The 22,778-nt window shown below is 34.3% G+C and carries 15 protein-coding genes; 10 read left to right on the top strand and 5 right to left on the bottom strand.

Annotated features, from left to right (window positions below):
- Positions 1 to 64: 64 nt before the first annotated feature.
- Both GB234_RS01135 and GB234_RS01130 read right to left on the bottom strand, forming a co-directional pair.
- Positions 65 to 355: a type II toxin-antitoxin system RelE/ParE family toxin gene (locus GB234_RS01135; RefSeq protein WP_151892671.1), complete on the bottom strand. Its 291-nt coding sequence runs from the start codon at positions 353 to 355 to the stop codon at positions 65 to 67.
- Complete coding sequence (locus GB234_RS01130; RefSeq protein WP_151892670.1) at positions 348 to 569, bottom strand: hypothetical protein; 222 nt, start codon at positions 567 to 569, stop codon at positions 348 to 350. The genes GB234_RS01135 and GB234_RS01130 overlap by 8 nt, the downstream gene beginning before the upstream one ends.
- 153 nt (positions 570 to 722) lie before the next feature.
- On the opposite strand from GB234_RS01130, the gene GB234_RS01125 reads away from it, so the two are divergent.
- The gene (locus tag GB234_RS01125; RefSeq protein ID WP_151892669.1) at positions 723 to 3,461 is read left to right on the top strand and encodes a DUF7619 domain-containing protein; all 2,739 of its coding nucleotides are present in this window, start codon (positions 723 to 725) and stop codon (positions 3,459 to 3,461) included.
- A 186-nt stretch (positions 3,462 to 3,647) separates the two neighbouring features.
- Here GB234_RS01125 and GB234_RS01120 read toward each other — a convergent pair whose 3' ends face one another.
- Together GB234_RS01120 and GB234_RS01115 are read right to left on the bottom strand one after the other, a co-directional pair.
- Positions 3,648 to 5,870: a TonB-dependent receptor gene (locus GB234_RS01120; protein ID WP_151892668.1), complete on the bottom strand. Its 2,223-nt coding sequence runs from the start codon at positions 5,868 to 5,870 to the stop codon at positions 3,648 to 3,650.
- Between the two features lie 101 nt (positions 5,871 to 5,971).
- Positions 5,972 to 6,364, bottom strand: coding sequence for a hypothetical protein (locus tag GB234_RS01115; RefSeq protein WP_151892667.1), 393 nt, complete (start codon positions 6,362 to 6,364; stop codon positions 5,972 to 5,974).
- Positions 6,365 to 6,596: 232 nt separating this feature from the next.
- Between GB234_RS01115 and uvrC the strand changes: the two genes are divergently transcribed.
- The 8 genes from uvrC (at position 6,597) to GB234_RS01075 (ending at position 18,603) form a co-directional block, all read left to right on the top strand.
- A complete protein-coding gene (gene uvrC / locus GB234_RS01110; protein ID WP_151892666.1) occupies positions 6,597 to 8,387 on the top strand; it encodes an excinuclease ABC subunit UvrC in 1,791 nt (596 codons plus the stop codon).
- A gap of 82 nt (positions 8,388 to 8,469) precedes the next feature.
- Positions 8,470 to 10,704, top strand: coding sequence for a patatin-like phospholipase family protein (locus GB234_RS01105; RefSeq protein WP_151892665.1), 2,235 nt, complete (start codon positions 8,470 to 8,472; stop codon positions 10,702 to 10,704).
- A 187-nt stretch (positions 10,705 to 10,891) separates the two neighbouring features.
- Entirely contained in the window at positions 10,892 to 12,052 is a 1,161-nt protein-coding gene (locus GB234_RS01100; RefSeq protein ID WP_151892664.1) for a homogentisate 1,2-dioxygenase, read from the top strand.
- A gap of 173 nt (positions 12,053 to 12,225) precedes the next feature.
- Positions 12,226 to 12,996, top strand: a complete 771-nt coding sequence (locus GB234_RS01095; RefSeq protein ID WP_151892663.1) for a DUF3108 domain-containing protein — start codon at positions 12,226 to 12,228, stop codon at positions 12,994 to 12,996.
- Between the two features lie 3 nt (positions 12,997 to 12,999).
- Positions 13,000 to 13,938 (top strand): tryptophan 2,3-dioxygenase family protein, encoded by a 939-nt coding sequence (locus GB234_RS01090; RefSeq protein ID WP_151892662.1) that lies wholly within the window; start codon positions 13,000 to 13,002, stop codon positions 13,936 to 13,938.
- 61 nt (positions 13,939 to 13,999) lie between these two features.
- Complete coding sequence (locus GB234_RS01085) at positions 14,000 to 15,220, top strand: M23 family metallopeptidase (RefSeq protein ID WP_151892661.1); 1,221 nt, start codon at positions 14,000 to 14,002, stop codon at positions 15,218 to 15,220.
- 173 nt (positions 15,221 to 15,393) lie between these two features.
- Positions 15,394 to 18,063 (top strand): TonB-dependent receptor, encoded by a 2,670-nt coding sequence (locus tag GB234_RS01080; RefSeq protein ID WP_151892660.1) that lies wholly within the window; start codon positions 15,394 to 15,396, stop codon positions 18,061 to 18,063.
- A 99-nt stretch (positions 18,064 to 18,162) separates the two neighbouring features.
- The gene (locus GB234_RS01075) at positions 18,163 to 18,603 is read left to right on the top strand and encodes a hypothetical protein (RefSeq protein ID WP_151892659.1); all 441 of its coding nucleotides are present in this window, start codon (positions 18,163 to 18,165) and stop codon (positions 18,601 to 18,603) included.
- Positions 18,604 to 18,723: 120 nt separating this feature from the next.
- Here GB234_RS01075 and GB234_RS01070 read toward each other — a convergent pair whose 3' ends face one another.
- Positions 18,724 to 19,773 (bottom strand): endonuclease/exonuclease/phosphatase family protein, encoded by a 1,050-nt coding sequence (locus GB234_RS01070; RefSeq protein WP_151892658.1) that lies wholly within the window; start codon positions 19,771 to 19,773, stop codon positions 18,724 to 18,726.
- 131 nt (positions 19,774 to 19,904) lie between these two features.
- Between GB234_RS01070 and GB234_RS01065 the strand changes: the two genes are divergently transcribed.
- A complete protein-coding gene (locus tag GB234_RS01065) occupies positions 19,905 to 22,763 on the top strand; it encodes a carboxypeptidase-like regulatory domain-containing protein (RefSeq protein WP_151892657.1) in 2,859 nt (952 codons plus the stop codon).
- The last annotated feature ends 15 nt before the right edge of the window (positions 22,764 to 22,778 follow it).

Genomic DNA, 22,778 nt, shown 5'->3' with positions numbered 1-22,778 from the left:
TAAAATATGATGTACTGCATTGTAAGGTATAATACAATGCATCCTTTTTTAGATGAAGCAACATTTATCTTTTCTTCCAAATGTTTGGATTTCTGCTTGTGTGAATTACTGCAATTATACGTACTTCTTTAGGGTATATTTTATAAAAAATCCCATACGGGAACCTCTTTAAGTAGATGATTCTGGCATCTTCAATCCGTTTTTGAAATGCTTGAGGATTTTTTGATATTGTATGTATACAAATATCTAATTCAGAAATTAAATCTTCGGAAAGGGTGTTATTCAAATCATTGTAGAAATCAACGATATTATCAATATCAGCAAGTGCCAAAGGTCTAATTGAAACCTTATGCATTTTTTGTTCTTAATGCTTTTTTTACCTGTTCCCAAGTTAATCCAGGTTCTTCACAAAGATCTGCTTCTGCAATACGTTCTTTAACTAAAGCAACTTGCTCTTCTGTAAATTGTTGATTGTTTTGTTTAAGTAGTACATACATTTGAAACTCCTCTAATGTATCAAAAGAGGTGCGGTCAAAATGTAATTCTTCTTTTATGGATATTGTAGTCATAACAGTGCTTTATACCCAAAGATACGAAAAGAATACTAGGATTTTAGATTACACAAACTTCGCTTTTTCAATAAAAATGCAAATTTCTAACAAATTAACACCCTTCCTCCATTTTTTTATTTTTCTTTAGTGATATTTTTTGAAAACATTGCTATGACTCGATTTTTACTCCTTTGCATCACCCTCATTTTTACAGCGACTTCTTTTTCACAGATTGTGAATATTCCTGATGTTAATTTTAAAAATGCATTATTAAATTTCAACCCTCCAATTGATACAAACGGGGATGGAGAGATACAAGTTTCAGAGGCTGAGAATTTTGCTGATTTTCAACTTAGACTAAATCAAGGTGGAATAAGTGATTTAACTGGACTAGAGGCTTTTATAAATCTCAAAAATCTAAGAATACAGAATAATGGAATTAATGAGATTAATTTAACTGCATTAGTGAGTTTAGAGATATTCTTTTTAAATGATGAAAATGTTCAAAATATTATATTACCCAATAGCTTAAATCTAAAATATATTGGTTTTCAACGGTCAAATTTAACCGAACTTGACCTGTCTAATTATATAAATCTAGAAACAATCGTTTTTTTGGGAAATAGTATTAATCCGGTCTTGACAAATTTAGAAATTCCAAATACTTCATCATTGAAAACGCTAAATGTTTGGTGGACGTTAATAGATGATTTTGATATTGAAAACCTTACGAGCTTGGAGACATTTATATCACTTAGCAACCCAAATATTACAAGTCTAGATGTATCTTCATTGTTTAACTTAACTAAAATTCAAATAGTTGGTAATAGTATTACAGAGTTTAATGTGAACACTCTAATCAATTTAGAAGAGCTATCAATCTCTAGTAATAATTTGTCTTCCATAGATGTATCAGAAAATAACGAGTTGAAAATATTGAAAATAGGAAATCAAGAAATTAATACTGTTGATATATCCAACTTGACTTTATTAGAACAGTTTTTTTTTAATAGTAATGATTTAACGACAGTTGATGTAAGTAACAATACAAATTTAAAAGTGTTGTCTTTAGTGGACACAAACTTAGCTACAATTGATTTGTCTTCAAACGTTAATTTAGAAAGATTAATTTTAAGTGACACTTCATTATCAGAACTTGATTTGAGTAATAATCCGTTAATTAATGAATTAGAAATTAACAACCTAAACATCCCTTTTTTAGATATTGATAATTTGACATTACTAGATTATTTTGAGTGTAATAATACCTCGTTGTCAACAATCGATTTGTCTCAAAATATAAATTTATCTGAAATATCCTTAAATAACTCTGAGTTCGAGAACTTAGACTTTTCAAACAATATAAATATATCGCAAATATCTGTTGATGGCTCACTTGATTTAAATTCAATGAATTTAAAAAACACTACGTTAGAAAATTTAAATATAACCGCTCAAAACAACCCCAACCTAAACTTCATCTGTGTAGACGACGTTAACGAAGCCACAGCCCAAAACTGGAACATTCCACCATTTACTTCATTTGTAGAAGATTGTTCACTTGCTGACGGTGAGTTAAACCGTATTGAGGGCACTGTAACCTATGACGCCAATGGCAATAATTGTGGTGCTGGTAGCTATGGCGTGGCAAATTATTTATTAAACGCAACAGATGGTGTAAGCAACTTTGCTAATAGTAGTAATGAGAATGGAGAATATGAGATTACGGTTTCAGAAAATACCTACATCACGCAAGTCCTAGGATTACCCCCATATTTTGACACCAATCCCGCAACCGCCACAAACACATTTGTAGGCTTTGATCAAACACAAACAGCAGATTTTTGTGTACAACCCAACACTACTGCAAATGATTTAACTGTTGCTATTTTCCCAATAAATGCAGCAAGACCTGGCTTTGAAGCGCAGTATGAAATTGTGTATGAAAATGTAGGTACAACAACATTGACGGGAGATGTTACGGTTGCTTTTAGCGATGTGCAAGTAGATTTTGTGGAGTCAGCACCAAGCCCTACGGGTCAAACGACAAGCACCTTGACTTTTAATGTGGGTACGTTGGTTCCTTTTCAAGAAGGCACGATTGAAGCTACCTTTTTATTAGAGCAACCACCCGTAAATGAAAGTGGCGATGTTTTGCCATTTACAGTAACGATTAGTCCTACGGCTGGCGATGCCACGCCAGAGGATAATGAATTTTACTTTCCGCAGGTCATTGTCAACTCTTTTGACCCTAACGATAAAACATGTGTACAAGGACATCAAATATTGGTTGAGGATGCAGACCAATATTTACATTACATTGTGCGTTTCCAAAATTTGGGAACAGCAAGTGCAATCAATGTGCGCGTGGTAGATGTGCTGGATGAGCTCTTAGATTTTTCTACTTTTAGAGTATTAACGGCAAGCCATGACATGGAAACTACACTTATCGAAGGGCAGATAGATTTTATTTTTGACAATATAAATCTTCCCGCAGAGATCAATGACCCAGAGGGTAGTAATGGGTATGTAACGTTTAAAATAAAGCCACTTCCCGGTATTATTTTAGGCGATGAGGTGAACAACCGCGCAGACATCTATTTTGATTTCAACCCACCCGTATTAACAAATGTAACATCAACAACCTATGTGGATGAACTGGGGATAGAAGATAATTTGTTAAATGATGTGATAATTTACCCAAACCCAACACAAACAAAATTCAACATCCAAACAGCGTTTGCTATTGAGAGCTTACAAATATTAAATACGCTAGGGCAAGAAATTAAAACAGCACAAATTTCCGCAGATGGAAAAGTGGTGGACGTTTCTTCTTTAGCGGCAGGAATGTATTTTATAAAAGTCACTACAGCGCAAGGAACTGGCGTGTTTCAAGTATTAAAAGAGTAAGTTGAAAATATAGATAAAAAAGTATTTTGGTTTAAAGCTAAACATCCGTTCGAGCGCAGTCGAGAACTATTCGTTTTCGTAAAGTAAGTTTCGATTCGCTCAACCAGACATTACTACTAAAAAAACCTCTTAGATCAATAAATCTAAGAGGTTTCATTTTTCTCTTTGTAATTCGTCACTCTTAATTTAAAAGTTCACCGTTACTTTTCCTCTCAAAAAGAAAGGCGTTCCCGGGGTGAAATGAATTTCCTCCACAGGTTCTGGCTCATTGAATAAACGGCTTTCTGTAGCAAATTGGGTTTCGTTCCATTCGGTATCAAAAAGATTTTCGATAATAATTCCAAAATCTATATTCTTATATGTGTAATTCACATTAAAATCTGTCACTAAATACCCTTCGGCAATAATACTGTTGTCCTCGTTTGCCGCACGGTCTTTTAAATAGCGGTAATTGAGTCCGCCAGAAAAACCTTGCAAATCCTCAAAAGTAACACCACCGGTGCTCGTTAAATCTGGCGCTAGCGGAATGTAGTCTTGTCCACTAGGCTCTTCGGTGCTTCTTGCGTAGGTGTAGTTAATGTCGCCAAAAAAGTACAACCAGTCCAGCGCTTCAAAACGTGCGCCAACGTCAACGCCCAAACGTCTTGTTTTTCCGCTAGGCTCAACGATACCGGCATCTCCCACGTACACAAATTCTTGGTCTAAAAATAATGTCCACAAGGCAGCATTAAAAATAAGACGGTCATTGGCTCTAAAAATTCCACCTAAATCTGCGCCGTAGGCCGCGGGTAAAATGTCTTCGCCACTATTAGCAACAACAACGCGCGCATCGTTTGAGTGAAACCCAATACCCGATTTTAAAAACAATTGAATGTTGTTATTTGCTTTGTAAAACAAGTTCAGTTTTGGACTCGCAAAAACTTTTGATTCACTTTTATTGTCATACAATTCGCTCAATCTATTTACATAATCGAATTTAAAATAATCAAGACGCACACCTGGATTGAGTTTAAAATTTCCGAAGTCAAATTCCGTATTCAAAAATGCAAAAGCATTCATTTGATTAACATCACCAAAGGCAAGACGCTCTAGTAATTCCTGTCTGTTTTTTGTGCGGGATAACTGTATATCATCAACATCATCGTATCGTAACCCACCACCGGCAGTATATTCAAAAGGTGTTTCTAGCAATGATGTTTGTTCTGTAAACGCCGTTTGAAAGCCCATTAAATTTCGGTCTTCAAATTGACGAATCTGGTCGCCATTTACAGGGTCTTCGAGAAAAAACGTAAAGTTTGAAAACAACTCAAAATCATAGTGCGAAAAATAAGCGCTGCTTACCAGTTTTTTGGTTTCTGAAATTTGCTTTTCATGGGCAATCAAGATGTTTGATCGACTCGTATTACCACCCTCAGTATCATCAATAGCGCCAAAACGTCCAATCAATCCAGCATCTACGGCACGTTGCGGGATTTGTCCACTCGCATCCCATTTGCTTTGAAAATGCGAAGCGGTAATTGTTACTTTCTGGTCCTGAGGAAGTTGATAAGAGTATTTCCCCATTAAATTAATACGGTTAAAATTTTGAGGAGAGTCATACGGCCCATCAAAACTATTAAAAGACCCAGCAATATATGCGTCGCTTTTTTCAGTGTCTAAAACGTTGAATAATCCCACAGTTCTAAAAGAGTCAAAATCGCCATATTCAACAGATATACTACTGTTGTCAATCCGTTCTTTTGTGCTAAAGTCAACATAACCTGCCGTGGTAAAATCTCCTTTTTTCGCATAATATGGACCTTTCCCAAATTCAATATTTTTTACCGTTTCGGGGATTAAAAAGTGAAGGTCACTATATCCTTGCCCGTGCGCGTGCGATACCATGTTTACTGGCATTCCATCAACGGTAAGACTAATATCTGTCCCGTGGTCAATGTCAAATCCACGTAGGAAAATTTGCTCTGCTTTTCCTCCTCCTGCGTGTTGTCCTATAAATAATCCGGGTACTTGACGCAATACTTCTTGCGTGTTTTTTACAGGATTTTTGTTGAGGTCAACGGCTGCAATTTGGTTAAGCGTATTTATTTCGTTAGTAAGTACAATTTGAGAAAGTGAAACAGCACCTTGTGTCAATGTGATAGTAACGGGGTTGCTAAAATCTGTTTCTTCTACGGTATAATAAACGGTACCGTATCCTAAATAGGAGCAAGATATTTTGTCATTTACCGTGACATTGTCAAGTGTAAATTCTCCCGCTTGGTTAGTGTGTGAGTGGCTACCTTTTGTAGCATTAAATATTGCCACATCTACAAGTGGAATATTGTTTTGGGTTACTACAATGCCCTTGAGCGATTGCGCTTGCATTGTTGCAAAGCAAAGTAGTACACCCCATAATAATTTGAATTTCATGGGTATAATTTTTTAATAAAAATGAATAACAACACAGCTAATACAAAATGGGAAATACCCTTTTTTGTCTAGCAAAGTGATTTTGTTTTTCTATGTAAAAATTATACTTCGGGAGGTGGAGCGTCTAAGGACTTCGGAAATGTGACTTCATTGAACTCGTAGTTAAAATTATGAGTTCTAAATATTCTTTCGGGGGTTTTTAATGAGTAAGAAATTTCAGAAAAATGCTTGTCTATTTTAACCGACGGAATTTTATCGTTGTTATTATTTTGCTGTTTGTCTGAAAAAAGCTCGGCTATAAATGAAATAGTCTCGTGTTCGTGGCCATGTGCATTATGGTGGTTGCCGTGATGGTGGTGCGCTGTCGATTTTGACACTGCATGCGAAAATTTATGCATCCCCTCTACAATAGCTTCAGCAAGTGGCGTCAATAGATAAGACGTTGCCAAGAAGACAATTATAGTGTTTTTTAAAAAAGTGAGCGGTTGGTGCATTGAGTTTTATACTTAGTAAAACTACGCAAGTGCTTAACATTAGGTTTTATTTATTGTGCATTTAACCCTTTATTAACAGGTGAAACATTCCTTTTTATAGATTAATGATAATACTCAATCAAGACTTTAATAGTCTCTTTCTTGAAATTTAAGGACAAATTTTTATATAAATTAACATTTATTGCACCCTTAAAATTTCTGCTAAAAAAAGGAAAGCCATTATCTTTACGCTATGGCTCAAGCTTCTGTTACCTTACAAATTTCTACGCTTCCAGACTCTCCCGGAGTTTATCAATATTATGATAAAGATGGGAAGTTATTGTATGTAGGGAAAGCAAAAAATTTGAAGAAACGCGTTAATAGTTATTTTACTAAAAAGCATGATAATGCACGTACGCGCATGCTTGTTAAGCGTATTGTTGATATTAAACATATTGTGGTAGCTACGGAGACTGATGCTCTTCTGTTAGAGAATAATCTTATTAAAAAATACCAGCCTAAGTATAACGTACTGCTTAAAGATGATAAATCGTATCCTTGGATTTGTATTAAAAACGAACGTTTTCCACGTGTATTCCCCACACGCCGCCTTATAAAAGATGGTAGTGAATATTACGGGCCGTACACGAGTATGAAAACTGTACACACGTTGCTAGATTTAATTAAAGGCTTGTATAATTTGCGTACCTGCAATTATGATTTAGCCGAAGATAAAATAAGAGACGGCAAGTATAAAGTGTGTTTAGAATATCATTTAGGTAATTGTGCTGGGCCATGTGAGGGGCTTTATTCTGAAACCGAATACAATGAAAATATTGAAGCAATCCGAAATATTGTAAAAGGGAATTTTAAAGAGTCTCTAGTTAGATTTAAAACCCAAATGAAACAGTATGCTGAAGAAATGCTGTATGAAGATGCCCAGCGAATTAAAGACAAAATAGATGTGCTGGAAAATTATCAAGCTAAATCTACGGTTGTAAATCCTAAAATTAATAATGTTGATGTATTTAGTGTCATTAGTGATGAAAGCTATGGTTATGTCAATTTTTTGCAATTAAGTTTTGGTGCAATTATTAGAAGTCATACCCTAGAGATAAAGAAAAAACTAGATGAGAGTGATGCTGAGTTGTTAGAGCTTGCGGTAGTGGAATTGCGACAACGTTTTAACTCACAATCAAAAGAAGTGTACCTTCCATTCAAAATTAATCTTGAAGCAGGTATAAGTTTTCATATTCCTAAACTAGGAGATAAAAAGAAAATACTCGATCTCTCTATTCGTAACGCCAAGTATTATAGAATGGAGCGTTTTAAGCAAGCTAAAATTGTAGATCCAGACAGGCATGCTAATAGAATTATGGCACAAATGAAAATAGATTTACGTTTAAGTGAAGAGCCACGCCATATTGAATGCTTTGATAATAGTAATATTCAAGGAACAAATCCTGTTGCTGCATGCGTAGTATTTAAAGACGGAAAACCAAGTAAAAAAGACTATCGTAAATTTCATATTAAAACTGTAGTAGGTCCAGATGATTTTGCCTCGATGGAAGAGGTGGTCTATCGCAGGTATAAAAGGCTAAAAGAGGAGGGACAGCCCTTGCCACAGCTTATAATTATAGATGGAGGTAAAGGACAATTGTCATCTTCTTTAAAAGCACTTGACGCTCTAGAGTTGCGAGGAAAAATTGCAATTATAGGAATTGCAAAAAGATTAGAGGAGTTATTCTATCCAGATGACCCTGTCCCTTTGTATATTGATAAAAAAAGCGAAACTTTAAAGATTATCCAACAATTAAGGAATGAGGCGCACCGTTTTGGTATCACATTTCACCGCCAGCTTAGAAGCAAAGAAGCATTAAACAATACGCTAGAGTCCATACCGGGAATTGGAGAAAAAACCTCCATAGAATTACTTCGGAAATTTAAAAGTACAAAGCGAGTTGGTGAGGCCAGTTTTGAAGACTTAGCAAAGGTAGTAGGAGCGAGTAGGGCAAAGAAGATTATAACTCATTTTCAAAAATAGTATAGAGAGTTTCGACTAAACATATCGATTCATCAACATATAGTAAAGTTTAAGAATTCAAAAAAAAATAATAAAGGCACATTTGAAAAATTTAATACTCATACTTCTATTAGTATTGTCATTAGGTGGTTCCTATGCCCAATCCATAGAAAACAAAGACCTTAAAGTTGGTCTTGTTTTAAGCGGCGGTGGCGCAAAGGGGTTAGCACATATAGGAGTCTTAAAAGCAATTGATTCTGCAGGTGTGCGCATAGATTATATAGGTGGTACAAGTATGGGTGCTATAATTGGTGGGTTATATGCTTCAGGCTATTCTGGAATACAGATTGATTCTATTTTTAAAGTTGTTGATTTTGATAGGTTAATTCAAGATGAAATTCCACGGAGCGCAACAACATTTTATGAAAAGTCTGAAGACGAAAAATACGGAGTCACGCTTCCTTTTGATGGTTTTAAAATAAGATTCCCCTCTGGACTTTCTAAAGGACAAAACGTATACAATCTACTGTCAAAATTGATGGTGCATGTAGATACAACCGATAATTTTTCTGAACTCCCCATTCCATTTTTTTGTGTTGCAACAAATCTTGAAAACGGAAAACCTGTAGTGTTAGAAAACGGATATTTACCAAGGGCTATTTTAGCTAGTGGAGCACTTCCTTCATTATTTGCTCCAGTAATTATAAATGACCAAGTACTTATTGATGGTGGTGTGGTTAACAACTACCCAATTGAAGAATTGAAGAAAAAAGGAGTTGATGTTGTTATAGGAGTTGACGTTCAGGATTTATTGAGAGATAAAGATGCGTTAAAATCTGCATTTGATGCCTTAGTTCAAATTAACAATTATCGCACTATTGAGGCGATGGTTAAGAAGAAGGAAATGACAGACATTTATATTAGACCAGAGATAAAGGATTTTTCTGTTGTGTCATTTAATGAGGGCAGAAAAATTATTAAAAACGGTTTTGAAGCAGCCACGGCTTTTGATATTTCTTTAAAAAATTATGCTAGTCAACAAAAAACAAGAAAAAAAGAAGCTATTAAATTTAGGCAGAATGATGAAATTGATATTCGTACTGTAGAAGTAAATGGCACTAAAAAATATACTGAAAAGTACGTGCTTGGTAAACTTAAATTAAAATTACCAGCTACTATTAAGTATAAGGATTTTAGTAACGGTGTTAATAATCTTTCAGCAACAGGAAATTATGATGCAATCGATTACCGGTTTATTGAAAATGGAGATGGCAGTTATAAAGTTGTATTTAATGTAGAGGAAACTAATCAACGTATGTTGTTGCGTTTTGGAGTGCATTATGATGACTTATATCGTACATCAGCATTAGTAAATTTGACTTATAAGCGGTTATTAACCAATAACGATGTTGCAAGTTTAGATGTTATCATTGGAGATAATTTTAGATACAACGCCAATTATTATATAGACAAAGGATATTATTGGAGTATTGGGTTAAATAGCTCGTTTGATTTTTTTGAAAAAGATATTCCAGTTTCATTAGTGCAAGTGGGAGAATTATCTGTTCCATTTGGACTTAATGAGCTTGAGTTAGAATATAATGACTTTACAAATCGGTTATTTTTTGAAACCCTTTTTAAACGCACATTTACTATTGGTACTGGATTAGAACACAAATATTTAAGGTTGCTTTCAGAAACGTTAGGTGTTGACGATCAAAATAATCCACGTACAGTCTTTGAGAGTACTAATTATTATAGTGTTTTCGCCTATGCAAAATATGATAGCCTTGATGATGCATTTTTTCCTTCTAGTGGTTTTTTTCTAGACGGAGATATCCATTATTATGCATTTGCAGAAGGGCGTAATAATAGTTTTGAGCAATTTGCAATTCCAAAAGCAAAATTTGGTTATGCAACAAAAATTCTTGATAAATTTTCAATGTACTTTACTACAGAGGGAGGTTTTAAAATAGGTGATGATTCCACATCATCTTTAGACTTTTTAGTAGGTGGGTACGGTTTTAAAAACTTAAATAATATTATTCCCTTTTATGGTTATGAGGCGTTGAATATAAGAGGAGATTCATATTTGAAATCTATGTTGTCAATTGATTATGAAATTTTTAAAAACAGTCATCTTCAAATCTTCGGCAATATCGCAAACGTGGGTAATGATTTGCTAACAGACGCTCAGTGGATTGATGGAATAGATTATAGCGGCTTTGGAATAGGTTATGGATTAGAAACTTTTATGGGCCCAGTCGAGGTTAAATATGCCCGTTCACCAGAGAGAAAAGCTGGAGAGTGGCATGTGAGTGCAGGGTTTAGGTTTTAAACCCATTAAATTTTAGAACACTATTATTAATTTTTGAAATTGAAACTTCCTCTTTACTATCGGAATTTTTTAAAATTTTGAAAAAGTATTCTTTCCAAAAAAAGTTAATCACCCGTCATCTGTTATCAAACCTTTGAAATTTGAGATTAATTTTTCCGATATTTGTTAGACTACAAAATAAAGACTTATGCCATTATATCACACATTAGGGAAAATACCTCCCAAGCGTCATACACAATTTAGAAAACCAGATGGTTCATTGTATAGTGAACAGCTTTTTGGAACTATTGGGTTTGATGGAATGTATAGCAATTCTTATCATGAGCACCGTCCTACGATGGTTAAAGAAATTAGAAACCAATATAGTGTTAAACCTAAAATTGCTAAAGAAAATAACATTCAGTCCTATCGTTTTAGAGGATTTCAAGTAAAACCAGAAAATGATTATCTAGAAAGTCGTAAAGCTGTGTTGACTAATAGTGATTGTACTATTATTCTCGCAGCACCCAAACATAGTATAAAAGATTATTTTTATAAAAACACAGATGCAGATGAGTTGTTATTTGTGCATAAGGGTAGTGGAAAACTAAAAACACACTTAGGTAATCTTGACTTTAAATATGGTGATTATTTATTAATCCCGCGAGGTATTATTTATCAAATAGATTTTGATACAGAGGACAATCGCCTGTTTATTGTTGAATCTCGCAGGCCTATTTACACCCCAAAAAGATATAGAAACTGGTTTGGGCAATTACTAGAACATTCACCTTTTTGTGAACGCGATATTCGTAAGCCTTACGAATTAGAAACAAATGATGAGAAAGGCGAGTTTTTAATGAAAGTTAAAAAGAAAGACGAAATTATTGAAATGGTCTATGCCTCACATCCTTTTGATGTAGTGGGTTACGACGGGTATAATTACCCTTATGCATTTTCAATACACGATTTTGAACCTATTACAGGGCGCATTCATCAACCGCCACCAGTACATCAAACTTTTGAGACAGATGCTTTTGTTGTGTGTTCTTTTTGCCCACGACTGTACGATTATCATCCAGACAGTATACCAGCACCTTACAACCATAGCAATATTGACAGCGATGAAGTGTTATATTATGTAGATGGTGATTTTATGAGCCGTAACGATATTGATGCAGGTCATATATCTCTGCATCCAGCAGGGATTCCACACGGTCCACACCCAGGCGCCGTGGAACGAAGCATAGGCAAAAAAGGAAGTGATGAACTCGCCGTTATGGTTGATACCTTTAAGCCTCTAATGGTAACCGAAGAAGCAATGAAAATTGCAGATGAGGACTACTTTAAAAGTTGGTTAGACCATTAATACTATTAAAAACCTGTTTCTGAAATTAAATCTTTTCAATGATTTTTCTTCGGAAATATACTATAATTGAAATCTGTGCAGTTACAATAAACCCAGCACATTTCCGAAGAAACAATTAATATGAAAAAACGGAACAACTATTGTAATTGGGTAGCTATACCAAAGATAATATTATGAAAAAATATATTACAATAGCGCTTTTAGCCATTACTGCTACGGCCTTTTCACAACAAAATGCATATGATGCAGGCGAGTGGTTTAAATTCAGAATTCATTATGGACTTATAACTGCCGGTTACGCTACTCTTACTGTTGAAAACGCTTTTGTTGATGGTAAAGAAGTGCACCACGTTAAGGGTGTGGGGAAAACCACAGGAATGACAAATTGGGTATTCCCTGTTGAAGACCATTATCAATCATATATTGATAAAAATAAAAATATTCCGTATCGTTTTATTCGTAAAATTGATGAAGGAGGTTATACAAAGGATATTGAAATAAATTTTGACCATCAAGCTCAAATGGCTGAGGTTAACAATAAAAAGCACGGTACTATTGAAGAGGTGCAACTGCCTGATAATGCACAAGACATGGTGTCTTCTTTTTATTATTTGCGAAATAAACTAGATACTAAAAACATTCAAATAGGGGATGTAATAGATATGAATATGTTTTTTGATAGAGGAACACATAAATTCCGTTTAAAATTTTTGGGTAGGGAAACCTTAAACACTAATTTTGGAAAAGTTTCCACACTCATTTTTAGGCCTTATGTGGAGAGTGGTAGAGTTTTTAAAGAGGAAGAAAGTTTGACCGTTTGGGTTACAGATGATGAAAATAAAATGCCTATTTTGATTAAAGCAGATTTAATGGTAGGCTCACTAAAAGCAACGCTTACAGAATACAAAGGGTTGCAACACCAATTTAAGATTATTGTAGATTAATAGATGAAGATAGAACAAACAACCAAAGATCTTTTAGCTCAACTAGAAAAAAAGTTTGATGCCATAGGGCAAGACCTTGACACGCATCTAGAGGGATTATTGCATGCTGAGCCCATCACATATTGGGATTATATACAAACAGATGCCTTACTCAACCTACAAATACAACGTACAACATTACCAGACGAAATGGTGTTTATTATGTATCACCAGATCAATGAGTTGCTTTTTAAAATGATTTTGTGGGAAATTGAGCAAGTATCAAAAAAAGTAGAAATATCTGCAACATTTTTTTCTGAAAAATTAATGCGTGTAAGTAGATATTTTGATATGTTAACATCCTCCTTTACTATTATGAGAGAAGGAATGGATCGTGAACAATACATGAAATTTAGAATGACACTAACTCCTGCAAGTGGATTTCAAAGTGCACAATACCGTAAAATAGAATTTGCCTCGACAGACTTAATTAATTTGATTGATGCCCGCTTTAGAAAAACAATTGACAGAAATACCCCTTACGAGCACGCTTTAGACCATTTATACTGGCAAGCAGCAGGGAAAGATTTTACCACAGGCAAAAAAAGTTATTTGTTGACCGCCTTTGAAGAGCGTTACAAAGATGAGTTTATCATTTTCACACAAGAGTATAATACCACTAATTTATATGCTAAATTTAAAGAATTGCCAGATCAGGTAAGAAAAAATGAAACGCTCGTTAAAGCCATGCGTCATTATGATTACACAGTCAATGTTACTTGGGTTATGGCACATTACAATGCCGCTAAATTTTATATAGGTGGTGATGATACGCTTGAAGAAATTGAAGCAACTGGAGGTAGTGACTGGAAAAAATACATGCACCCTAAGTATCAAAAACGTGTTTTTTTCCCTAACGTTTGGAGCGAAAAAGAGCTTCAAGAATGGGGAACTGACATTTAAAAAATAAACAACAACATTTTTTTCTACATTTTCTTCGGAAATATTAAACGAATTATCTCTCTTGAAATATCTTTTATATATACTCCCAGCTTTCTTATTTTTAATATCATGTGATGACGAAATCACAGTTGATGATTCAATATTACCACCATTAGAGAAAGAAATTATAACCGAAGAATATGGTTACACATTAAATGATTTTAATGTTGTGCGTGATACCATTCGAAACGGTGACACCTTTGGAGGAATTTTAAATGAAAATGGGGTAAGCAACGCAAAGATATTTGAAGTTGCCACTCAATTTAAAGATAGTTTTGATGTTCGCAGGATTGTTGTGGGTAAACCTTACGTTTTGTTAAACTCAAAGGACAGTTTAAATAGCACTCAGGTATTTATTTATGAAAAAAGTAAAGTCGATTATGCGGTAATTGATTTTAGAGAAGATGTTTCGGTTAATTTATTTCAGAAGCCTATAAAATACATAGAACGAGAAGCCTCAGGAATAATTGAAAGTTCACTTTCATTAACAATGGAAGAAAATAATTTAAGTCCAGCAATGACAGAACGTTTAGCAAATATTTATGCTTGGACCGTAAACTTTTTTAAACTTCAAAAGGGAGATCGATTTAAGGTTGTTTACACAGAAAAATATATAAACGATACTATCCCTGCAGGAATTGATAAAATTAAAGCAGCTTATTTTGAGCACAAGGGAGTGCCGTTGTATGCTTTTGGTTATATGAATGATAGCTTACCAGTATTAGACTTTTATGATGAAAAAGCAGAAAATTTAAGAAGGGCATTTTTAAAAGCTCCAGTAAAATTTAGCCGTATTTCTTCAAAATATAATTTAAAACGTAGAATTAAGTTTTACGGTTATAAATTGCGTCCACACAAAGGGACAGATTTTGCTGCTAGTATTGGAACTCCCATATTAGCTACTGCAGATGGAACAGTAACAAAATCTGAACGTCGCGGGGGTAATGGTAATTATGTAAAGATTAAACATAATAGCACATACGATACACAGTATCTACACATGAAAAGTCGTAATGTAAGAGTAGGTGATTTTGTACGCCAAGGTGATGTTATAGGCTGGGTAGGTATGACAGGAAACACTGGAGGTCCACATGTATGTTACCGCTTTTGGAAAAATGGGAAACAAGTTGATCCTTTTCAAGAAGATCTTCCAGCTTCAAAACCTTTGCCTGCAGAGTTTCATGAGGATTATTTTGCAAAAACAAATCCTATGAGGACACAATTAGATTGCATTAAGTTTTAATGTAACATGTTGATAAGCTTGTTATTAACTATGTTCTCCTAGTCTCTTTGTAGGAGTGAAAATCAAGTACTTTTAAAAAAATAAATTGTTATTGTTTTCTTAACATTTACGTTATGTAAATGTATAAGTTAACCGTATTTTTGCAAAATAATTTCTAATTAAAACAAACAAACATGAAAAAACTATTACTAATTACTTTTATGGCAATTGCTGGGATGGCTACATCTTTTGCTCAAGGTACCGTAACAGGAACTGTTGTTGATGCAGATCTTGGAGGAGCTTTGCCTGGCGCTAACGTACTAGTAAACGGGACAACGAATGGAACTATCACAGATTTTGATGGTAACTTCAAATTAGAGGTAGCTAATAACAATGGTACTCTCACTTTGAGTTATGTAGGGTTTACTGGCAGAACTGTAAACTATACTATAAAGAATGGTGTAGCAAATTTAGGTTCAATTAATATTACTCCAGATGCAGCATCTCTTGATGAGGTAATAATTGTAGGAAGTGGTATTATTCAAGTTGCAGAGGGTCGTCAAACTCCAGTTGCAGTATCAACAATTAGAGAAGAGGAAATTCGTTTAAAAGTTTCAGGTAACGCAGAATTTACTGAATCTTTTAAAAATACACCTTCTGTATATGTTGCTAACCAAGGTGGTGGTTTTGGTGACAGTCAAGTCTTTTTGAGAGGTTTTGATGATACTAACACTGCATTCTTATTAAACGGTCAGCCTATTAATGGTCAAGAAGATGGTCGTATGTACTGGTCTAACTGGTCGGGAATGAGCGATGTAGCAAATGCTGTACAAGTACAAAGAGGTCTTGGTGCTTCTAAACTTGCCATTTCTTCTGTGGGTGGTACTGTAAATATCATTTCAAAAACTACAGACAAAAAACAAGGTGGATCAGTACGTATTCTTGGAGGTAATGATAGCTACTTTAAAGGTACGGTTTCTTATGACTCAGGCTTGAATGAAAATGGTTGGGCATTTTCAGTACTTTTAGATCACTGGCAAGCACATAAAAAGTATGCTTTTGGTACAGAAGGTCAAGGACAAAATTACTTATTTGCTGTTGGATACCAGCCAAGCGAAAGAAGTTCATTTAACTTTTTACTTACAGGTGCTCCACAATATCATGATCAAAACTTTGGTCAAAGTGAAGATACTTACAAGGCTTTTGGAGGTCGTTACAATCCTAACTCAGGTTTCTTAGACGGAGAGCGTTTTACGGAGCGTCGTAATTATTACCATAAGCCAGTAGCAAACCTTAACTGGGATTATGAAATCAATGATAAAACAGATTTAGCTACAGTAGTTTATGCTTCTTGGGGCCGTGGTGGTGGTACTGGAGGTTTAGGACGTGGTAGAGTAAGAAATGAATATAATGATAATATTCCAGGTGTAGATCCAGATGAGGTTACTACAGAAATTGACTTTGAACAGATTAGAGATAATAACCTGGCTCTTGAAGGAGGTATAGGAGAGTTTGGTAATTCATATGCGAGAAGAGCATCTGTCAATAATCACAATTGGTACGGTTTGCTTTCAAACTTAAATTATGAAGCTAATGAAAACCTGAACTTGAGTATTGGTGTAGATGGAAGATTATATAAAGGAACACACTTTTATCAAATTAATGATTTATTAGGTCTTTCTGGTTACAATGATAACTTTAGAACAGATCGCCCAGACGGATATGTTTTTCAAAATGAATATGATGCAGATCCTTGGTCAGCGTTATTTGATTATGCTAATGAAGCTAACCGTACGCAGTTTGACTATGATGAAAATATTAATTATGTAGGTGGATTTGGTCAAGCAGAATATGCAACAGATCGTTTTTCTGCTTTTGTACAAGGAGCAGTTTCTACGCAGTCTTTTCAAAGAACAGGTCGTTTTACAGGAAACACTATTGATGGTGTTGATGGTTTAGGTGAATCTGAAAAAATTAATAAATTAGGATATAATGCAAAAGGTGGAGTTGGTTACTCAATAAATGAGGCAAGTACTTTCTTTGCAAACGTAGGATATTACTCAAAACAACCTTATTTAGATAATATTTTTGCTGATATTAGAAACTCAAATGCATTAGTTCAACCAGATGTTGATAATGAAGAGATTTTTAGTTATGAAGCTGGATACCGTTACAAAAAAGGTAACTTTAGATTAAATGTTGATGTATATAGAACAAAATGGGGTAACCGTTTCCTTTCTCAAAGTGGACGTATCAATGGAGATCCTGATAATGGAATTCCAGATGTTTTTTATACTGATAGATTTACTGACTTAACGCAAATCCACCAAGGATTAGAGTTTGATTTTGAATACCGCCCAGATAGTGACCGCTACCGTTTAAAAGGTTATGGTTCATTAGGTAACTGGAAATATGATGGTTCAACACCAGTAACACGTCAAGATAACGATACATTTGAATTTTTAGATTTTAACGGAGGTGTAACTGAAGTTGACCTGACAGGAACAAAAGTAGGTCGTGCGCCTCAAACATCTTTTGGAGCTGGATTAGTATTAAAAGTATGTGAAGGTTTAAGCGTTGATGGAGATTACAATGTATATACAGATATATATGCGCAGGTTGATCCTGATGATGTAGTTGATGAGGCTTTAGCTGGTAATACTTTTCAAGCAAATAGATTGTCTGCTTTTGGTTTACTAGATGTAGGTTTTACTTATAAATTTAACTTTAGTGGAAATAAGTTAACGCTTAGAGGAAATGTATACAATGCAACAAATGAAGCTTATATTTCAAGTCAGAACAATTTTGGTAATAACTTAGGAACAGGTAGAACGTACAATGCAAGTTTACGTTACGCTTTCTAATTAAAAGTTTTATAATTTTAAAACTGCCTCCTAACAGAGGCAGTTTTTTTATGCCCTTATTTTGTACCTTTGAAAAACCAATTTTTTAAAAAAATTAATATGTACGAAGTTGTTCAGGTTATTCACTCCTATTGGGCTTATTTAGTAGTGCTTGTCGTGTTTTTAGCTACAGTTAATGCAGTTGTTGGACATTTCAGCAAAAAAGAATATAGTTATAAGGATTTTAGAATTTCGTTGTTTGCATTAATTGTGACGCATATTCAATTACTTATAGGTCTTGTGCTATATTTTATATCACCATTTGGGTTTAAGTCTATAAAGAATAATGGAATGAGTGCAGTGATGAAAGATTCTTTATTAAGACTTTATGCTGTTGAACACATAACAGTGATGATACTTGCAACAATTTTTATTACAATAGGGTATTCAAAGCATAAAAAGAAATTAACTTCTGTGCCTAAACTAAAAACCTTAGCGATTTTCTATACAATTGCTTTAGTATTGATATTAAGTAGAATACCATGGGCGCAATGGTTTTAATTAGTTTTAAACCATAGTTAGTATTGTGTATTAAAACATTATGCTAATAAAATAATAAAAAAAACAATTCCCAATATTCAAAATGAATATTGGGAATTGTTTTTTTCTCTAAACTCTAAACTATTTTTCCTTAATTAAGTAAACAAATACTGGAAAGTGATCACTATAACCTCCCGTAAAAGCACCGTTTCCAAAACTACGGTAGGGATAACCTTTATATTGTCCTTTAGTATTTGCTAAATAAGATTTATTGTAAATACCTGCTTTGTAAAAACGGTAGCTACTATAGTCATCTTTTGTAAACTCAGTCGAAACAATCATTTGGTCAAATAAATTCCAGCCATCTCTGTACGCTAATGTGCCTAGACCATCCTTAAACATTTTATACATGGGGTTGTATAATTCTTTCATTTTCATGTCTTCTTTGTCTCCTTTTGGCTGCAAAACATCACGAACACTTGGGCTTGTAGGATCATCATTTAAATCACCCATTGTAATAATTTTTGCATAAGGCTCCTCCACAAAGATAGAATCCATAATATGCTTGTTTAATTTTGCTGCACTTATTCTTTTTTGTCTACTGCGTGCTTCACCACCACTTCTTGAAGGCCAGTGATTAACTATGAAATGCATTTTTTCACCATCAAGCATTCCACTAACAACGAGTTGATCTCTTGTGAAAATTCTTTTTGTGGGATCAACATTATCATAAATAATTAATTCGTGTGCTTTGTAGTTAGTAGGAGTGAATAATCTTTTTTGATACAAAAAAGCAACATCTATTCCACGGCGATCTGGTGAATCAAACTGGATAATACCATAATCTTTTAATAATAAAGGCTCTTGATTTACAAGGTCTTCAAGAACTTTTCGGTTTTCAGTTTCACATACACCTATTATTGCTGGTGAAGTTCCAGTGATGTCTTTTCCTATTTCAGAAATAACTTTTGCCATGTTTTTTAATTTGGCTTGATAAATTTCTTCAGTCCAATGGTCTTTCCCATCAGGAGTTCTATCATCATCAAATGTTATAGGATCATTTTCAGTGTCAAATAGGTTTTCAACATTGTAAAAAGCGATGGTGTTTACTTTATATTCTTTCTTTTTCTGTGCAATAGTTATTGAGAATGTCAATAATAGTAGTGGTAGGATGTACTTCGGAAATTTCATCAAATGTTTAATATTAAGTTTATGTAAAGGATTCTGCAAATGCCGAGCCAAAAGTAATTAATTGAATTGAAACACTTACTTTTGCACGCAATTCATAACAATTTAATAATCATAACACTTAAAATTTCAGAATGAAAAAATTCATTTTTACTTTTTTTACACTTTTTGTTGCAACGAGTTCGCTCATAGCACAAGAGGCAGTCGTAAAAGGAAGAGTAGTGGATACCAACTCTAGCGATGTGATTCCTGATGTAAATGTTAGCATAGAGTCTAGTATTTATAGTGCAGAAACAGATGCTGGTGGTTTATTTTTAATTAGTGGTACAGATTTGCCTCAAGGAGAGCAAGTACTTTTAGTTAATAAGCAAGGGTATATCGCACAGCGTATTCCTATTACTATTCAAAACGGAAACACCTTAAATCTTGATCCTCTTTTATTAGAATTAGATTTAACAGAAATTGAAGCGCAGATTGGGATTATTAGTCTAAGTGATAATGAACTTGACCAAGATGATGGGACTTCTTTTAATACTTCGGGTTTATTACAAGCGTCACGTGATGCATTTTTAAATGCTGCAGCGTTTGATTTTAGTGCTACATTTTTTAGACCAAGAGGTCTTGACAATGCTGATGGTAAATTGCTTATAAATGGTATTGAAATGAATAAACAACTTACTGGTCGTCCACAGTGGAGTAACTGGGGTGGTTTAAATGATGTTCAAAGAAATAGAGAGTTTTCAATGGGTCTTAGTGCTAATGATGCCAGTTTTGGTGGAGTTGCTGGAACAACTAATATTATAATGAGAGCATCTCAATACCGTCAAGGAGGTCGTGTTTCATTTGCATCTTCTGATAGAAGTTACCGTGGAAGAATTATGGGAACATACAATAGTGGATTATTACAAAGTGGCTGGGCTTATACATTTTCAATAGCGCGTCGTTTTGGAGAAGAAGGTTATCAAGATGGTACGGCATATGATGCTAATTCATTCTTCGTTTCCGTAGAGAAAAAAATAAATGATGATCATAGCTTAAATTTTACAGGATTTTATACACCCAACCGTAGAGGTCGTTCTACTGCAATCACTCAAGAAATGAGAGATTTAAAAGGAATTCGTTATAACCCAAATTGGGGAGACTTTGATGGAGATAAGAGAAATAGCCGTGTTCGTGAGATTGAAGAGCCAGTGTTTATGCTAAATCACTATTGGAACATTGGCGAAAAGACAACATTGAATTCTAACTTGGCATACCAATTTGGGAAATCTGGACAGACAAGAATTGATAACGGAGGAACAAGACTTGTAACAATTGATGGTCAAGAATCATACATAGGAGGTGCTCGTAATCCTTTTGGAAATTACTATCAAAGACTACCTAGTTATTTTTTAAGAGATGACAACCCAACACCTTATGATTATCAACAAGCATATTTAGCACAACAGGATTTTATTAATGATGGACAACTAGATTGGAATTCATTATATTTTGCTAATACTAATGCAACAAATGTTGCAAATGGAGGAAATTCTATTTATGCTATTCAAGAAGATAGAACAGACGATTCACAGATAACAATTAATTCTATCTTGAACACGCAGGTTTCAGATAACATTATAGTAAACGCAGCAATTAATTACCGAAGCCTAAAGAGTGAGAACTTTGCTGAGCTAACTGACTTATTAGGGGGTACAGGGTATTTAGATGTTGACTTCTTTGCTGGTGATGATGAACAAGCGCAAGAAGTAACCGTAGGTGACATTGCACAAAGTGATTTAAGAAACCGTAACCGTATTGTACAAGAAGGTGATCGTTATAAGTATAATTATGAAATGAATGCTAATGTTATTTCTGGGTTTGCTCAAGGACAGTTTAAGTATCAAAAAGTAGATTTTTATGCAGCCCTTTCTGGATCAAATACAACATATCAACGTAATGGATTGTTTGAAAATGGTAATTACCCTGGAGCTGCTTCATTTGGAGAAAGTGAGCAGTTGAGTTTTACAAACTTTGGTTTTAAAGGGGGAGCTACTTATAAGGTTTCTGGACGTCATTTAATTGATGTTAATTTAGGAAGCTATTCAAAAGCACCTTCAATTAGAAATTCATTTAGCAATGCACGTATAAATAATGAGACTGTTTTTGGCTTAGAAAGTGAGAAAGTAAACAGCCTTGATATCAGTTATATTTTTAGATCTCCTATTGTTAAAGCTAGATTAACTGGATTCTATACAGGCTTTAAAGACAAGACTGATATAGGTTTTTATTTTACCGAAAATATTTCTGGTCTAGGACTTGAGCAAGATGCTTTTGTTCAAGAGGTAATGACAGGAATTGATCAAAGACATGTAGGTGCAGAGCTTGGTATTGAAGCGCAAGTTACACCTACAATTAAATTAAAGGGTGCAGCAAGTATGGGTAATTATACTTTTAGTAATAACCCAAATCTATATTTAACAAGTGATGACCTTGATGGTCGTGTAACTTTTGGTGATGGTACTTCAAAATTAAAAGATTACCACGTAGCTGGAGGCCCAGAAAGAGCTTTCCAAGTTGGTTTTGAATATCGTGATCCTAACTTTTGGTGGGTTGGTGTAACTGGAAACTATTTTTCAAATGCTTATATTGATGTAAATAACCTAGCAAGAACTTCGAACTTTACATCAGATTTTGATGGAAACACATTTAACGATTATGATGAGGCAACTGCTAGAGAGTTATTAGAACAAGAACAGTTTGATAATTATTCATTAGTTAATGTAGTAGGAGGAAAGTCTTGGAAAATTGATAGCTATTATGTAGGGTTCTTTGCTACGATAAATAATGTATTCAATCAAGAATACACTACAGGTGGTTTTGAGCAAGGAAGAAAAACAAACTTTAGAGACGTTCAAGAAGATACAAGTTTAGCCGGAGGTAGAGTTTTTGGTCCTCGTTACTTCTTTGGATATGGTACTACGTATTACCTTAATTTATACGTGAGATTTTAATCAATAAAAAAATAG

Source organism: Patiriisocius marinistellae, assembly GCF_009014635.1.
GTDB lineage: Bacteria > Bacteroidota > Bacteroidia > Flavobacteriales > Flavobacteriaceae > Patiriisocius > Patiriisocius marinistellae.
This window is presented reverse-complemented; position numbering and strand designations above follow the sequence as displayed.

Excerpts from the sequence above, each read along its gene's own strand:
- GB234_RS01125 (WP_151892669.1), top strand. The coding sequence starts at position 723 with ATGACTCGATTTTTACTCCTTTGCATCACCCTCATTTTTACAGCGACT.
- GB234_RS01130 (WP_151892670.1), bottom strand. The coding sequence starts at position 569 with ATGACTACAATATCCATAAAAGAAGAATTACATTTTGACCGCACCTCT.
- GB234_RS01135 (WP_151892671.1), bottom strand. The coding sequence starts at position 355 with ATGCATAAGGTTTCAATTAGACCTTTGGCACTTGCTGATATTGATAAT.
- GB234_RS01075 (WP_151892659.1), top strand. The coding sequence starts at position 18,163 with ATGTACGAAGTTGTTCAGGTTATTCACTCCTATTGGGCTTATTTAGTA.
- GB234_RS01100 (WP_151892664.1), top strand. The coding sequence starts at position 10,892 with ATGCCATTATATCACACATTAGGGAAAATACCTCCCAAGCGTCATACA.
- GB234_RS01070 (WP_151892658.1), bottom strand. The coding sequence starts at position 19,773 with ATGAAATTTCCGAAGTACATCCTACCACTACTATTATTGACATTCTCA.
- GB234_RS01090 (WP_151892662.1), top strand. The coding sequence starts at position 13,000 with ATGAAGATAGAACAAACAACCAAAGATCTTTTAGCTCAACTAGAAAAA.
- GB234_RS01065 (WP_151892657.1), top strand. The coding sequence starts at position 19,905 with ATGAAAAAATTCATTTTTACTTTTTTTACACTTTTTGTTGCAACGAGT.
- GB234_RS01115 (WP_151892667.1), bottom strand. The coding sequence starts at position 6,364 with ATGCACCAACCGCTCACTTTTTTAAAAAACACTATAATTGTCTTCTTG.
- GB234_RS01080 (WP_151892660.1), top strand. The coding sequence starts at position 15,394 with ATGAAAAAACTATTACTAATTACTTTTATGGCAATTGCTGGGATGGCT.
- uvrC (WP_151892666.1), top strand. The coding sequence starts at position 6,597 with ATGGCTCAAGCTTCTGTTACCTTACAAATTTCTACGCTTCCAGACTCT.
- GB234_RS01120 (WP_151892668.1), bottom strand. The coding sequence starts at position 5,870 with ATGAAATTCAAATTATTATGGGGTGTACTACTTTGCTTTGCAACAATG.
- GB234_RS01095 (WP_151892663.1), top strand. The coding sequence starts at position 12,226 with ATGAAAAAATATATTACAATAGCGCTTTTAGCCATTACTGCTACGGCC.